The sequence below is a fragment of the Allorhizobium sp. Av2 genome (assembly GCF_021462805.2).
GTDB lineage: Bacteria > Pseudomonadota > Alphaproteobacteria > Rhizobiales > Rhizobiaceae > Allorhizobium > Allorhizobium vitis_G.
Map to the genome: position 1 here is coordinate 3,068,441 of NZ_CP192696.1, position 13,930 is coordinate 3,082,370.

General features: G+C 57.9%; 13 protein-coding genes and 1 tRNA gene. 8 read left to right on the forward strand and 6 right to left on the reverse strand.

Annotation, left to right across the window (positions count from 1 at the left end; all coding sequences use genetic code 11):
* Positions 1 to 331 precede the first annotated feature (331 nt).
* A complete protein-coding gene (locus tag FS819_RS14355) occupies positions 332 to 1,699 on the reverse strand; it encodes an enoyl ACP reductase FabMG family protein (protein ID WP_156547951.1) in 1,368 nt (455 codons plus the stop codon).
* A gap of 554 nt (positions 1,700 to 2,253) precedes the next feature.
* A tRNA-Leu gene (locus tag FS819_RS14360) sits at positions 2,254 to 2,338 on the reverse strand.
* Positions 2,339 to 2,576: 238 nt separating this feature from the next.
* Between FS819_RS14360 and FS819_RS14365 the strand changes: the two genes are divergently transcribed.
* Positions 2,577 to 3,167 carry a YqaA family protein gene (locus FS819_RS14365; protein WP_156547952.1) on the forward strand — a complete coding sequence of 197 codons (591 nt, stop codon included), beginning with the start codon at positions 2,577 to 2,579 and terminating at the stop codon, positions 3,165 to 3,167.
* A 23-nt stretch (positions 3,168 to 3,190) separates the two neighbouring features.
* Positions 3,191 to 3,703, forward strand: coding sequence for a disulfide bond formation protein B (locus tag FS819_RS14370; RefSeq protein WP_156547953.1), 513 nt, complete (start codon positions 3,191 to 3,193; stop codon positions 3,701 to 3,703).
* A 146-nt stretch (positions 3,704 to 3,849) separates the two neighbouring features.
* Here the strand turns inward: FS819_RS14370 and FS819_RS14375 are convergent, their stop codons facing one another.
* Positions 3,850 to 4,407: an HNH endonuclease gene (locus FS819_RS14375; protein ID WP_015917300.1), complete on the reverse strand. Its 558-nt coding sequence runs from the start codon at positions 4,405 to 4,407 to the stop codon at positions 3,850 to 3,852.
* Between the two features lie 98 nt (positions 4,408 to 4,505).
* Entirely contained in the window at positions 4,506 to 5,159 is a 654-nt protein-coding gene (locus FS819_RS14380; protein ID WP_156547954.1) for a DNA-3-methyladenine glycosylase family protein, read from the reverse strand.
* A 38-nt stretch (positions 5,160 to 5,197) separates the two neighbouring features.
* On the opposite strand from FS819_RS14380, the gene gluQRS reads away from it, so the two are divergent.
* A complete protein-coding gene (gene gluQRS / locus FS819_RS14385) occupies positions 5,198 to 6,100 on the forward strand; it encodes a tRNA glutamyl-Q(34) synthetase GluQRS (RefSeq protein ID WP_156547955.1) in 903 nt (300 codons plus the stop codon).
* On the opposite strand, the gene FS819_RS14390 is transcribed toward gluQRS, so the two are convergent.
* Complete coding sequence (locus tag FS819_RS14390) at positions 6,059 to 6,955, reverse strand: YihY/virulence factor BrkB family protein (protein WP_156547956.1); 897 nt, start codon at positions 6,953 to 6,955, stop codon at positions 6,059 to 6,061. The two genes, gluQRS and FS819_RS14390, sit on opposite strands and share 42 nt — an antisense overlap.
* 109 nt (positions 6,956 to 7,064) lie before the next feature.
* Between FS819_RS14390 and FS819_RS14395 the strand changes: the two genes are divergently transcribed.
* The 5 genes from FS819_RS14395 (at position 7,065) to FS819_RS14415 (ending at position 10,946) form a co-directional block, all read left to right on the forward strand.
* A complete protein-coding gene (locus FS819_RS14395) occupies positions 7,065 to 7,898 on the forward strand; it encodes an SDR family oxidoreductase (RefSeq protein ID WP_156547957.1) in 834 nt (277 codons plus the stop codon).
* A gap of 36 nt (positions 7,899 to 7,934) precedes the next feature.
* Positions 7,935 to 8,132: a twin transmembrane helix small protein gene (locus tag FS819_RS14400; protein WP_015917305.1), complete on the forward strand. Its 198-nt coding sequence runs from the start codon at positions 7,935 to 7,937 to the stop codon at positions 8,130 to 8,132.
* A gap of 131 nt (positions 8,133 to 8,263) precedes the next feature.
* Positions 8,264 to 8,842: a cob(I)yrinic acid a,c-diamide adenosyltransferase gene (locus FS819_RS14405; protein ID WP_156547958.1), complete on the forward strand. Its 579-nt coding sequence runs from the start codon at positions 8,264 to 8,266 to the stop codon at positions 8,840 to 8,842.
* Between the two features lie 400 nt (positions 8,843 to 9,242).
* The gene (locus FS819_RS14410; protein ID WP_156547959.1) at positions 9,243 to 9,992 is read left to right on the forward strand and encodes an electron transfer flavoprotein subunit beta/FixA family protein; all 750 of its coding nucleotides are present in this window, start codon (positions 9,243 to 9,245) and stop codon (positions 9,990 to 9,992) included.
* A gap of 24 nt (positions 9,993 to 10,016) precedes the next feature.
* Positions 10,017 to 10,946, forward strand: a complete 930-nt coding sequence (locus FS819_RS14415) for an electron transfer flavoprotein subunit alpha/FixB family protein (protein ID WP_156547960.1) — start codon at positions 10,017 to 10,019, stop codon at positions 10,944 to 10,946.
* Positions 10,947 to 11,140: 194 nt separating this feature from the next.
* Here the strand turns inward: FS819_RS14415 and FS819_RS14420 are convergent, their stop codons facing one another.
* Entirely contained in the window at positions 11,141 to 13,474 is a 2,334-nt protein-coding gene (locus tag FS819_RS14420; protein ID WP_197434093.1) for a methyl-accepting chemotaxis protein, read from the reverse strand.
* Positions 13,475 to 13,930 lie beyond the last annotated feature (456 nt).

The window sequence follows — 13,930 nt, forward strand, 5'->3', positions numbered from 1 at the left end:
ACCCGATCGCAGTGGAGCGGGCGTCTCGATCTTCTACAACGTGTACAACATACCAATGGCGTCAAACTTGAATTCGCAGTTTAATATATCGATGCGCTCGACATGTGGTACTTCAGTGCGTCGACGATGGCGTTTTTTTGTCAACTATGCGTAGATCATAGCCTTCTTTGCCGTGTCATACGACCGGGCCCATGACGTGGGGTGCTCGCGAACGTCGGATTTCAGGACCGCTTACCGCATGGTGAATGACCAGAATGGGCGGCGGTTCCTGTCGCAAGATTCGTCGCTTCATGGCCTAACACCCAGCTTTCAAATTAAGCTTAAGAAGCTGTCACACCATCTCAAGGGGCGAAGATTCCATTCCAGGCGCGGGAGACTTTGAATGCGGGTGGGAAGCGTTCAGTCGCCGAGCCACGATATCGTGGTTGAGCCATAGGACGGGACCGGAGGGGTCTGAAGATTCGCCAAAAATCAGCTGTCCGGTTGCCTTCACAACGAGACCGCTCAGGAGGTCGCTGATCATCTCCTTGCTATTGCGATGCATCTGGGTGATCCCGTTGGACGTGCTGATGGTCAAATCGGCCTGTGACTGGCTGTTTGCCATGGGCCATGCCGAAAAATCATAGAACGGACGCATGACCTCGCTGGCCTGCATGTCGGCGATCTTCTGGAACACATCCTTCATGGTTATGCCATCTGCCAGAAGCTGCTGGCAGGCCTGCCACTGTTCGTCTGCCCATTTGCCACCGTTTTCTTTCTTCAAGGCAAGCAGCAGCGGTATCAGGGGCAGCTCGATACCCGTGAACACATCGGAGGAATTGGTCCGGATTTCGGGACAATTATAGACAGTTGCCTTGATCCCTTTCGCCCAGGCTTGCTCTGCAATGCCTTCGAGCCGCATCTTCGCATAGCCTTGGGTATAGTTGGTGTAGGTCTGCCAACGATAGCTTCCGTCAATGAGGACTGACGATCCGTGGTAACCATAGGCCGTATATCGGACTTGACCACCCGAAGCTTCCACGCGCTCGCGGATCGCCGCGCTGAAATCAATGAGATGGCGAAAGGTGTTTGCGGAAACCTCGTCAAAATTCTGCAGGATGAGTTTTCCCATGTCACTGTCGAGCAAGGTCTGCGACGACATGTGGCGACTTCCGGTCCCCTTGTAGATTCGATTGGCGATGACCAAGAATACCTTCGCCTTCGGGATGCCTCCAGCCATTGTGTGGGCAAAGAAGACATTGCGGCCAGCGGCGATCATTCCGTCGAGAACGGTCATGACTTTCGAAAGCGACTCCGTAAAACGCGCAGTGGCGATGTCGCGGCATTGCGCGATATAGTCCCAGTCGAGCTTGTCGTGTTCCCAGCTCTCAAGCGTCATTTTTGCCAGGAGATCGGTGGGAGTTAAGCCGTCTTCGGGCGCATCGAGATCGAACCCCCCCATAAGAGGTATGTTGATGATCCTGCCGCCCAGCTGGGCCTCGGCCGAAGACAGTTCCTCGGCGTCGAGCGGTCGCAGCGCGTTGTTCTCGTCGCGCCGCCCAACAGTGATCCCCACAATCTCCATTCCTGCCCGCCTGGCTTCATCGAGCAATCCAGTAGCGTATCCGCGACCGAACAGTTCGCCGAAGAGTACGAAAACATCGCCCTTACGAAAGACCGTGTTCTCGGAAAGACGATTTAGTGAAACCGGAGTGTCCATGCTGTCAGCTCTTTGATTCGTGTGTCGTCGAGCAGTGGCTCATACGGGCTTTCACAAACACATGCCCGCATTGGCACCGAATGGGAACTCATTTTCGGTGACCGTTCATTTCAAAACGTGAACTCGGTCTCTTCTGTTGCGACCATGCGGCGAAATGCCGAGGCGGTTGGAGATCGGAGCGGCGATACCCAAACGAGTTCGCTGGAAGTGCTCGTCCGCGGATGTTTGCAAAGCTATTGCGCTGTCTGAGGCTCAATGTTGGCGCGTTCTATCTTTGTCGAATTCCACTATCGACCGCATTCCGGACGTGACTGCTCGAACAGCAGACCGACAGCCCCCACGAACGAATGCAGGTGGCGAGAACGACCGGCACGGGAGGCGCAAAGCACAAGTGATTTCCGCTATCGGTCGCAATCATGGCCGCTTAGCGACAACACTGGCCATCATGATTATCTGGAGGATTAACTGTTTGATTCCACGCATTCCAGCGTCGGCAAAAGGTGGGACAAAAACACCTGAAACTCTGAATGATTTCAATATAACAATGATATTGATGGTGCCCCTTGCCGGAATCGAACCAGCACTCCTCTCGGAACCTGATTTTGAGTCAGGCGCGTCTACCAATTCCGCCAAAGGGGCACTTAGAGTAGAAGGACGAACTACACGGAATAAGGGGGGGCGGTCAACCGGGTTTTTTACAAATTTGCGGTTTCACGCAAAAGTCAGGCATCCGGGCGATATCGCTGTTTTCGCCGCATTTACAGCCCATGGGCTTTGCGCATAAAGACTTGACGGAACGGCAGATATTCAGTCTTTCGTCATCTTGAATGCTGCGCCGCAATGGCAAAGACCCTCTGCATAGGACCAAGGAGCGATCATGCTGCGACGCCTTTACGACTGGACCATGTCGCTTGCCGCCCGCAAATCCGCGGAAGCCTGGCTTGGGGCAATCTCCTTTGTGGAAAGCTCGATCTTTCTTGTGCCTGCCGACGTGCTGTTCTTGCCCATGGCGCTGGCCAAGCCGGAAAAGGTCTGGCGCTATGCCACCATTGCCACCATCACCTCGGTTTTGGGCGGCATAGCCGGTTGGTTTCTCGGCTATTACGCCTATGAAAGCATTGCCCGGCCAATCCTGGAATTCTACGGCAAGGCCGATGCCTTCGACCAGCTGCGCCTGTCGGTCGATTACGAGACGGTGGTGCTGCTGCTGATCACCTCCGGTCTGGCTCATCTGCCGCCGATCAAGGTGGTTACGATCCTGTCGGGCGTCGCGCATGTGGATATCTGGCTGTTCATCATGACCGCCATCGTCGCGCGTGGAGGCCGGTTTTTCTTGCTGGCCTGGCTGCTGCGTCGCTATGGCGAGCCGATCCGCCATTTCATTGAAAAACGCCTCGGCCTGATCGCTGCCATCGGCGCTGTCGTGCTGATCGCCCTGTTCGTCGCCTATCGCCTCCTTATCCATTGAAAGATGAGGAACGGAGAACCATCATGACCACGCTTTCGTCCACCCGGCCCGGTCTTGCCCCTGCCCTCCTGTTGACCCTTGGCATGGCGGGGGTCGTCGGCTCGGCTTTGGCCTTTGAATATCTCGGCGGCTATATTCCCTGCGAGCTTTGCCTGTTGCAGCGCAAGCCCTATTATATCGGCGCTGCAATCGGACTGGTGACGGTCATCGCCGCCATCATCAACCTACCCGCCAAAGTCACGAAAAGCCTGATCCTGCTTCTCGGCCTGATCATGATCGTCAGCGCCGGTCTTGGCGTCTACCATGCCGGCGTTGAATGGCATTTCTGGGAGGGCCCAAGCGCCTGCTCGGCCACCAGCGGCGCGGGCTTCAACAGCAGCGGCGATATCCTCTCGCAGCTCAACAGCTTCAAAGGGCCGTCCTGCACGGAAGCAGCGCTGAGGATTTTCGGCGTGTCACTGGCCGGCTGGAATGTCCTGACCAGCCTCGTTCTCGCCGCCATCGCCTTCTGGGGCGCACGGCGCATAAGGACATAAGGCTACAGTCTGTTCAAGAATTGCAGCTGGCCTGGCGAAAATGGTGATTTCGAGAACCGGAACGGAGCGTACTTAAGGTACGTGAGGCTCGGCAAGCGCAGAAATTGCCATTTGCAGACGGCCAGCGGCGATTATTGGACGGACTGTTAAGGCTGCAATTCAGAATCCCAATAGAGATAATCCACCCAGCTTTCATGCAGATAATTGGGTGGAAACGACCGACCATTATTATGCAGGTCCTGCACGCTTGGCTGATAGGGCTTCTGGGCCGGGAACATATTGGCCTGTTTCGGCAATTTCGATCCCTTGCGCAGATTACAAGGCGAACACGCCGCCACGACATTCTGCCAGGTGGTTTCCCCACCATGGGCGCGGGGAATGACGTGATCGAAGGTCAGGTCGTCAGGCGAGCCGCAATATTGGCACTGAAACTTGTCGCGCAGAAACACGTTGAAGCGTGTGAAGGCGGGATTGCGTGTCGGCTGCACATAGGTTTTCAGGCTGACCACGCTGGGAAGCCGCATGGAAAAGCTGGGTGAACAGACCGAATGATCGTATTCGGCGATGATATTCACACGGTCAAGGAAAACCGCCTTGATCGCGTCCTGCCAGGACCACAACGACAAGGGATAATAACTCAGTGGCCTATAATCAGCGTTGAGCACAAGCGCTGGCAAGGACTGGGGCGAAACTGCAATCGTCAAGGCGTTCTCCTGATCGATTCGGCATCTGCTCCCTCTATATTAGGCTTGCTGTTACAGGATTGTGAAGCCCAATAAATAAGCAGTGAACTGATTCTCCATCAGACCGGCACCGGCGCCGCTTCGCGTCGTAAACGCGCCGCATAAAAGGCCCAGAACAACCGTGCCGCAATGGCGCGGTATGGCCGCCAGGCCAGTGCAATTCGGGTGGTTTCGCGGATGTCCGGGCGCGCGGCAAGGCAAAGACCATCCCCCACAGCCGCCCGCAACGCCACATCACCGGCTGGAAACACATCTGCGTGACCGCCACAAAACATCAGATAAACTTCCGATGTCCACAGCCCAATGCCGCGCAGCCGGGTCAGCTCAGCAATGCCCGCCTCCACCGGCTGATCGAGGATTGCCAGGAGGTCGATGTCTCCGGCCTGGGCGGCAGTGGCCAGACCGCTCAGGCAGGCATGTTTGGCGCGCGAAAGACCCAGCGAAAGCGCTGCATCCCCCAGCGCCAGATAGGCGGCGGGGTCGGCTATACCCATCGCCCCACAAAGCCGCCGCCAGATCGCATCAGCACTGGCGCGCGACACCATTTGCGAGACGATAATAAAGGCCAACCCTTCGAAACCCGGTTCCGTCAACCGAAGCGGCAAAGGTCCGGCTTCGCGGGCAATGGCATGCAGCCGGGGATCGATACCAAGCAAGGCCTCAAGGCCGGTGGCAAGATCCGCCTGGCTACGAATACGCATCGTCTCGCCCATCTCTTTTCCTCACCTGCCAAATCATGCCAAAACACACCATGTCCAATTTCCAGTTTCCTTTAGTCGTTCCGCAAAAACCAGTCTTTCGTTTTGCGCCGAGCCCAAATGGCTATCTTCATCTCGGCCATGCCCTTTCGGCACTGATCAATGCGGATATGGCTGAGACCGCCGGTGGTAGGCTGCTGTTACGGATCGAAGATATCGACATCGACCGCTGCACGCCTGAGTTCGAGGCGGCGATCTACGAGGATCTTGCCTGGCTCGGTATGACATGGGAAAAGCCGGTGCGCCGCCAGTCCGAGCATATCGACGCCTATCGTGCAGCCTTGGCAAAGCTTCAGGCTATGGATCTGGTCTATCCGGCTTTTCTCAGCCGCGCCGAGATCAAGCGGCAGGCGCAGACAGCAGAGGCGCAAGGCAAGGTCTGGCCCCGCGACCCCGATGGGGCCTGGCATTATCCGTCTGACGAACGGCAGATGGACCGGCAACTGGCGCAGCAACGGATCGACAGGGGCGAGCGCCACAGCCTACGTCTGGATACAGGCAAAGCCCTCTCCATGGTTGGCGGCACCCTACATTGGGAGGAAAGACAAGGCGACACGGTGCGGCAGATCGACGCCAACCCGACGATCTGGGGCGATGTCATTCTCTGGCGCTGGGATGCACCGTCCAGCTACCATCTGTCGGTGGTGGTCGATGACGCGCTCCAGGGCGTGACCCATGTGGTGCGCGGCGAGGATCTCTACCAGGCTACCGCCGTCCACCGCCTGTTGCAGAGCCTGCTTGGCCTGCCCGCTCCGGCCTATACGCACCATCGACTGATGATGGGCGAGGATGGGCGCAAACTGTCGAAAAGCCTGCAATCGGCAGGGCTCCGGCATTTGCGCGCAGATGGGCTATCACCCCTCGACATCCGTAGGCTGGTGGGGATTGCGGTCTGACATTCGCCGTGATCGCGTGCGCGGCCTGGAAAACTTCATCAGCGCCGCGTTAAATTCCGCCCCGATCAAGAACAGCACACCCAGCATGTAGAGAAATATGATCACCACCATAACCGAGGCCAGACCGGCATAGGTGGCGGCATAATTGGCAAAGGTGGCGAGATAGGCGGCAAAGGCCAGCGCCCCCAGCAGCCAGAGCAGCAATGTCAGACAAATGCCGGGCAAAACGTCGATCAGACGCCGCCGATCCGCCGGGAGCCAGAGATGCGAAATCGTCAGGCCGATGGTCAGCAGGATCAACGTACCAAGCACGCTCCAGTTCGAGACCAGCGCCAGGAAATCCTTCAAAAGCGGAAATTGCCGCTCGGCAAAGCGCAGCGCGATCGGCACGGCGATCAGCAGCACGCTGATCACAGCGAAGGCGGCAACCCCCATGATGACAAAGCCGAGGCTGATAAGCCGGGTAATATACCAGGGCCGGGTTTCCGTGACCCGGTAGGCCCGGTTCAGTGCCGTGCGCAGCGCTTCAACCCCGTTGGAGGCAAAATAGGCCGCCGCCAGCACGGAAATCGTCAAGAGCCGGCCGCGCGGAATGGTCAGCACCTGCACCACTTGCTCGGAAATCGGCTTGGCGATTTCCTCTGGCCAGGTATCAAAGATGAAATGGATGGCGGTTGGTGCAAATGTATTGGCACCGAGAAGACCGGCAAGCGCCGTGCCGAAAATCAGGAAGGGAAACACGGCCAGCAGGATCGACAGCGCCACATGGCTCGCCATCGCCCAACCATCGTCCTCGGTGAAATGCCAGACCGCATCGAAGGCCACCTTGTAAAGCCTGCCCAGATAGGACCGCATTCCGTCTCCCGTTCATTCTTCACTGACTGCTTCTCAAGCGGCCTGCCACAATTGCCTATATCTGTCGAATATGGGAGACCCTATCGTATTTGTAAGAGGAAAACCTCATATGGCTGCACAGAAAAGCATTATCGTCACCGGCTGCTCCTCCGGCATTGGAGCCTACTGCGCCCGCGCCCTGAAGCAGGATGGCTGGCGGGTGTTTGCCACCGTGCGCAAGGTGGAAGATCTGAAATCGCTTGAGGATGACGGCCTTGAAGCGCTGCTGATGGATTACCGCGACACGGCAAGTATCGCGGCCCTCACGCAGACCGTGTTGTCGCGCACCGGCGGGCGGCTGGACGCCCTGTTCAACAATGGTGCCTATGGCCAGGCAGGTGCGGTCGAAGATTTGCCAACGGAGGCGCTTCGTGAACAGTTCGAGACCAATGTGTTCGGCTGGCACGACCTGACGCGGCGGATCGTGCCCGTGATGCGCGCCCAAGGGTCGGGCCGGATCGTGCAATGCTCGTCTATTCTCGGCCTCATTCCCTATCGCTGGCGCGGCGCCTATACGGCCTCCAAATATGCCCTGGAGGGCCTGTCGCTCACCCTGCGGATGGAGTTGGACGGCAGTGGCGTCATGGTCAGCCTGATCGAGCCGGGTCCGATAGAAAGCCGCTTCACCGCCAATTGCCTTGAGGCCATCAAACGCAATATCGACGTGGAAAATTCGGTCCATGCCGCAGATTACCAGCGGCAATTGGCGCGTCTTGACGGCACCGGTCCGAAAAACCGCCACAAGCTTGGACCGGATGCCGTGTATAAAGTGCTGCAACACGCCTTGACCGCGAAGCGTCCACGGCCACATTATCTGGTCACGAAGCCGGCGAAACAGGGCGTCGCACTCAAACGGCTGATGCCGTCCGATCTCTTCTATCGGCTGATGCGGGCGCTGGATTGATCGGTAGACATTCATCATCAAGGTTAGCGGCGCATCATGTCCTCATTCACCACCATTCTGGCCATTATCGTCATGGGGCTTGTCGCGCTGGTTCTGGTGCGTGGGCTGTTCAACATGATGAAGGGCGGCGATGCCAACCGCTCCAACAAGCTGATGCAGATGCGTGTGCTGCTGCAAGCCATTGCCGTTGTGCTGATCATGCTGACCTTATGGATCACCGGCGGCGGTCGCTAGCGTCTGTCATGCTCCACTTTTCCTAGCAGCCTATCCAATAATCGCCGCTGGCCAGCAGCAATTCTTGAGCAGGCTCTAAGGCAAGCTCTAATAGTGCGGGTACCACCCGCTGTCTCAAGACGAATGGTTCCATGGTAAAACTCAATAAAATCTACACCCGCACCGGCGATGACGGCACCACGGCGCTGGTCTGCGGCCCGCGCCGCTTCAAGCACGATCTGCGTGTCGATGCCTATGGCACGATCGATGAGGCCAACAGCGCCATCGGCGTCGCCCGCCTGCATACGACAGCCGATGAGGTGCTGGATGCCATGCTGTTTCGCATTCAGAATGACCTGTTCGATCTCGGCGCTGATCTGGCCACGCCCGATACCGGCGAAAAACTGGAATGGGAGCCCCTGCGCGTCGTCCAGAGCCAGGTGGACAGGATAGAGCAGGAAATCGATGCGCTGAACGCCCATCTCGAACCGTTGAAATCCTTTGTATTGCCCGCAGGCTCACCAGCTTCCGCCAATCTGCATCTGGCCCGCACCATTGCAAGGCGCGCCGAGCGGATCATGGTCGATCTGATGCAGATCCCCGGCGAGGCCGTCTCGGCACCGGCGCTGAAATATGTCAATCGCCTGTCGGATTTCCTGTTCGTCGCCGCCCGCTATGCCAATGGGATTGGCAAGGCCGATGTCCTCTGGGTGCCGGGAAAAAACCGGTAGCAAGAGCATCGCGCAGAAAACCGATTTTGGTTGGATGAAAGGCAATATTTGACGTGAACGTAAAAGTTAGGTAATTCTGGCCTCGGAGCATCAGTCTGCGGGAGGAGCATCGCAAGAATGAATGGCACCGTTGTCATGGAGGAAAAAATGCGTATCCATGTCGCCAATTGACAATCTCCGACGTGCAAAATGCCGCAGTCTGGCGTTTGCCTGGAAACGGATCACCGATGGTTCGACTGGCAGATAAACGGGGCTATCGCATTGAAGAGAGAGTGGAAACGCGGCTGCATCATTCCCTAAATCACCGCTGATCTACGGAATGATGCAGGAAACAAGCAGTGGCGGCACCGCATGTCATCATGCGCAAGGCCCACAAGAACGTGAAGCAAGGAAGGACCCCATGAAGATTCTCGTGCCCGTCAAGCGCGTCGTCGATTATAACGTCAAGATCCGCGTCAAGCCGGATGGCTCCGGCGTCGAGCTTGCCAATGTGAAAATGTCGATGAACCCGTTCGACGAAATTTCCGTTGAGGAAGCGCTGCGCCTGAAAGAAGCGGGCAAGGCAGAGGAAGTGGTCGTGGTCTCCATCGGCCCGGCCAAGGCCGAAGAAACCCTGCGCACGGCGCTGGCCATGGGCGCGGATCGCGCCATTCTGGTGGAAACCGAGGATGCTGTCGAGCCGCTGGCCGTCGCCAAAATCCTCAAAGGCATCGTTGAAGCCGAGGCCCCGGGCCTGGTCATCGTCGGCAAGCAGGCAATTGATGATGACAGCAACCAGACGGGCCAGATGCTCGCAGCCCTCTTGGGCTGGGCGCAGGCCACCTTTGCTTCCAAGCTGGAAATCGGCGACGGTTCGGCCAATGTCACCCGCGAAGTCGACGGCGGCTTGCAGACCATTGCCGTAAAACTGCCAGCCGTGATCACCACCGACCTGCGCCTGAACGAGCCGCGCTATGCCTCGCTGCCCAATATCATGAAAGCCAAGAAGAAGCCGCTCGACAAGAAGACGCCCGCCGATTTCGGTGTCGATACCACGCCACGTCTCAAGGTGCTGAAGACCGAGGAGCCGGGTGGCCGCAAGGCGGGCATAAAGGTCAAGTCAGTGGCCGAACTGGTCGAAAAGCTTAAGAACGAAGCCGGCGTGCTTTGATTTCGGATTGGGAGATATAGAAAAATGGCCATTCTTCTTCTGGCAGATCACGACAACGCAACCATTTCCGAACAGACCGCCAAAACACTGACGGCAGCAGCCAAGATTGGCGGCGATATCCATGTTCTCGTCGCAGGCGCGGGTGCCAAACCCGCCGCAGACGCCGCCGCCAAACTGTCCGGCGTCTCGAAAGTGCTGCTGGCCGATAGCGCCGAGCTTGGCAACCAGTTGGCCGAACCGCTGGCAGCCTTGATCGTGTCGCTGGCACCGTCCTACGATACGATCATCACTGCCGCCACCTCGGTCGGCAAGAATGTCGCGCCGCGCGTCGCCGCCCTGCTTGATGTGGCGCAGATCTCGGAAATCGTTGAAGTGATCTCTGCCGACACCTTCAAGCGCCCGATCTATGCCGGCAATGCCATCCAGACGGTCCAGTCGGGCGATGCCAAGAAGGTCATCACCGTGCGCACCGCCTCCTTTGCTGCCGCTGCTGCCGATGGCTCGGCTGCGGTCGAGGCCGTAGCAGCGGTTGCCGATCCCGGCCTGTCCAGCTTTGTCTCGGATGCGCTGTCGTCGTCGGAGCGCCCGGAACTGACATCCGCCAAGATCATCATCTCGGGCGGGCGAGCGCTTGGCTCCTCGGAGAAGTTCAAGGAAGTCATTCTACCGCTGGCCGACAAGCTGGGGGCCGCTGTCGGCGCCTCGCGCGCCGCAGTCGATGCAGGCTATGCGCCGAACGATTGGCAGGTTGGCCAGACCGGCAAGGTCGTTGCACCGCAGCTCTACATCGCCTGCGGCATTTCCGGTGCTATCCAGCATCTGGCCGGCATGAAGGACAGCAAGGTGATCGTCGCCATCAACAAGGACGAGGAAGCCCCGATCTTCCAGGTCGCAGACTACGGCCTCGTCGCAGACCTGTTTGAGGCCCTGCCGGAGTTTGAAAAGGCGCTTTGATCGCGCCTTGATCAACGAAATTTAGAGTTTGTCAGGGAAAAGTGGAATCCGGTTTTCCCGAAAAGACAAACGAAAACAAAAGAACTTAGAGACTGCCTGGTTCAATATGAACCTGACAGTCTCTAAACAAGGAAAAGGCCGCATCTCCGCGGCCTTTTTGCTTTTCAGGGGTATTTTGGGACAGTGGAGACTGATCAGAACTCTTCCCAATTGTTGCCACCGCTCGGGGCGGGCGTGCCAGTGCCGGTCTTCAACCCAGTCGCCAGCTTGCCCATCAAGGCGCGGGCAGGCGAAGCGGCGGGACGGCTGCTGGCCGGATCGGCTGGCCTGATGGCCTGACGGGTATTGGGGGCAGACGGTTGCTGCGAAGCCGCGGGACGATAGGAAGAGGCTGCCGGGTTGGGAACGATCTCACCATCCATCACCCGGAACTGCGACACCAGATTGGACAGCGCTTCCGCATCGCTGGTCAGCCGCGACATGTCGGAATTGGTGCGGTCAGCCATCTGGGAATTCTGCTGGGTCGTTTCTTCCATCTGGCGGATCGCCGTGGAAATTTCCCGCACGCTTTCCGATTGTTCACCGACAGCCGTGGCGATAAACGAGATTTCCTCGTTGATATGTACGACCTGACCGGCAATATCGCCCAGCGCGTCGCCGGTATTGCGCACCAAACCGACACCGCTTTTCACCGCCTCGCCAGACTTGCTGATCAGTTCCTTGATTTCCTTGGCGGCCCTGGCGGAACGCTGCGCCAATTCACGCACTTCCTGGGCCACGACCGCAAAGCCCTTGCCTGCTTCGCCCGCGCGGGCCGCTTCCACGCCAGCGTTCAACGCCAGAAGATTGGTCTGGAAGGCGATCTCGTCAATCACGTTGATGATCTGCGAAATCGCCAGCGATGCCTCTTCGATCCGCCCCATGGCATCAATTGCCGACCCGACAATCGCTCCTGAGCGTTCGGTCGAGGTCTTGGCATCCGCCACCATGCGCCTCGCATTTTCAGCCCGCTCGGTAGATGTGCGGATGGCTTCCATGATCTGGTTGATCACGGCGGATGTCTGCTCGATGGCCGCCGCCTGCTGCTCGGAGCGGCGCGACAGGTCATGTGTTGCCGAAACCATTCCGGTCGCGGTGCCGTTGATCGAGCCGGTGCTGCCGGACAGTTGGCGCACGGTCGATGCCAACCGCCGGATCGAATCGTTGAAATCAGTCCGTAGCCGGTCAAGGCCTTCCATGAACGGCGTCTCAATAGTGGTCGTCAGGTCTCCGGCAGCAAGCCGTTGCAGACCAGCGCCGAGAATATCGACGGCCTGCTGAAGCCGTGCGGTTTCCTCGTTGCGGGCGGCTTCGCGGGCCAGGCGCTCAGCTTCCGACGTCTGCCGATCCTGTTCGGCGGCGGATTGCAACCGGCCCTTTTCGATGGCCGCATCGCGGAAGATCGCCACAGACCGCACCATGTCGCCGATTTCATCGGCCCGGTTCTCACCGGCCAGCGTCACACTGGTATCGCCATCGGCCAGCCGTTTCATGCTATCGACCAACTGGTTGATCGGCCCGGTCAGCGAGCGGGAAAACAGAACCGCGCCGGTGATCGCCAGAACCAGAAGACCGGCGGCAATCAACAGGACGATATCACGCAAATGCGCGACATTGGCCAGTGCCTCATTCTCGCTCATCAGCGCGACGACAGCCCAGTTATGACCGGCAAAGGACAAGGGAATGGCTGCCGCATAGCTGACCATATTGCGATAGCCTTCAATCTGGCCGCTGGCCTTGGCACCCTTCAAAACATCGCCCAACATCGGTGCGGCAACCTTGGTGACAAGAGAATCCTTTTCACCTGTTAGCGCGGAATCATTGACCATCATGCTATTGGAATCGAGGAGAATGGTCTCACCCGTATCGCCAAGCCCTGTCCGGTTGGAAAACATTGCGGTCAGCCGTTCCGAGGGAATGGCGACGACCAGCACGCCCATCTTGATGTCACCCATGAACAGCGGCGTCGACAGGAAAGCCACCGTCTGACGGGACGGACCATACGCGGTAAAATCGGACAGCGCATAGAATTGCCGGTCATCGCTCTTGGCGACCTGGGCATAGGCCTTGGCCAAAGGACCGTCTTTCAGCGAGGAATCAGCGACATTGCCAGCATATTCCTCGTTTTTCTGCACCGAATAGACGATATTACCCTTCGGATCGATGAGGAACAGATCCGCATAGCCGTATTGCTGCAAAGCCATGCGCAGCAGCGGATGAAATTTTGCATGGTTGCTATCATAGGTGTCGATACGGGCCGACTCCATCTGCAATCGCTGACCGGCGGGATTGGGATTCTGAGTGATGTAGCGATCAACAAGAGCATCGCGTGGCTTTTCGCCCAGATAGCGCCAATCCGCCTTGAACTTGTAAAGGGCCTCCCCCGTCGTGGCGACGCTGGAAAAAGCCCGCAGATTGGTGACCAGATTTTCGAAATAAAGCCTGGCCTCGTTGCGTCGACCGTCAGCCGTCGCCTCCAGCTTCTGCATCACTTCTTTTTTGACCAGGGTGGAGCTTTGAATCAACGTGGCCCAACTGGCTGCTCCGATCGACAGAATCGTGATCAAACAGACAAATAATGGCAACTTACGCGCAATGCGCATGCGATTTCCCCCCTGGTGCATCGATCAAAACAGAGGCCTCAGCCGAGTTTGAACAATCGATGCATAAACAAAATGTGAGCGTACGACACCATGACCAAAGTGAATGCGTCAGAGCGCTATAGTCATCCTTATGGCGTGACCTGAAAAAGCCGCGCCACCCTTTTGCCAACTTTAATCGTCGCGGCTTAAAATAACCCTAAAGCGCTGGGGATAGGCCGGGCCGCTCCGCCGACAGAAGCGAGATAATCCCGGGGCGGAGGCCAAGGGGCGGCAGGAATAACGCAACGGGCTGCGATCAGGGCTGGAAAACGGCGATACATGGCTTTATCACTGTCGTCCAGG

Coding starts and splice junctions, on each gene's coding strand:
- FS819_RS14355 (WP_156547951.1), bottom strand. CDS start 1,699: ATGGACACTCCGGTTTCACTAAATCGTCTTTCCGAGAACACGGTCTTT.
- FS819_RS14365 (WP_156547952.1), top strand. CDS start 2,577: ATGCTGCGACGCCTTTACGACTGGACCATGTCGCTTGCCGCCCGCAAA.
- FS819_RS14370 (WP_156547953.1), top strand. CDS start 3,191: ATGACCACGCTTTCGTCCACCCGGCCCGGTCTTGCCCCTGCCCTCCTG.
- FS819_RS14380 (WP_156547954.1), bottom strand. CDS start 5,159: ATGGGCGAGACGATGCGTATTCGTAGCCAGGCGGATCTTGCCACCGGC.
- gluQRS (WP_156547955.1), top strand. CDS start 5,198: ATGTCCAATTTCCAGTTTCCTTTAGTCGTTCCGCAAAAACCAGTCTTT.
- FS819_RS14390 (WP_156547956.1), bottom strand. CDS start 6,955: ATGCGGTCCTATCTGGGCAGGCTTTACAAGGTGGCCTTCGATGCGGTC.
- FS819_RS14395 (WP_156547957.1), top strand. CDS start 7,065: ATGGCTGCACAGAAAAGCATTATCGTCACCGGCTGCTCCTCCGGCATT.
- FS819_RS14400 (WP_015917305.1), top strand. CDS start 7,935: ATGTCCTCATTCACCACCATTCTGGCCATTATCGTCATGGGGCTTGTC.
- FS819_RS14405 (WP_156547958.1), top strand. CDS start 8,264: ATGGTAAAACTCAATAAAATCTACACCCGCACCGGCGATGACGGCACC.
- FS819_RS14410 (WP_156547959.1), top strand. CDS start 9,243: ATGAAGATTCTCGTGCCCGTCAAGCGCGTCGTCGATTATAACGTCAAG.
- FS819_RS14415 (WP_156547960.1), top strand. CDS start 10,017: ATGGCCATTCTTCTTCTGGCAGATCACGACAACGCAACCATTTCCGAA.
- FS819_RS14420 (WP_197434093.1), bottom strand. CDS start 13,474: ATGCAGAAGCTGGAGGCGACGGCTGACGGTCGACGCAACGAGGCCAGG.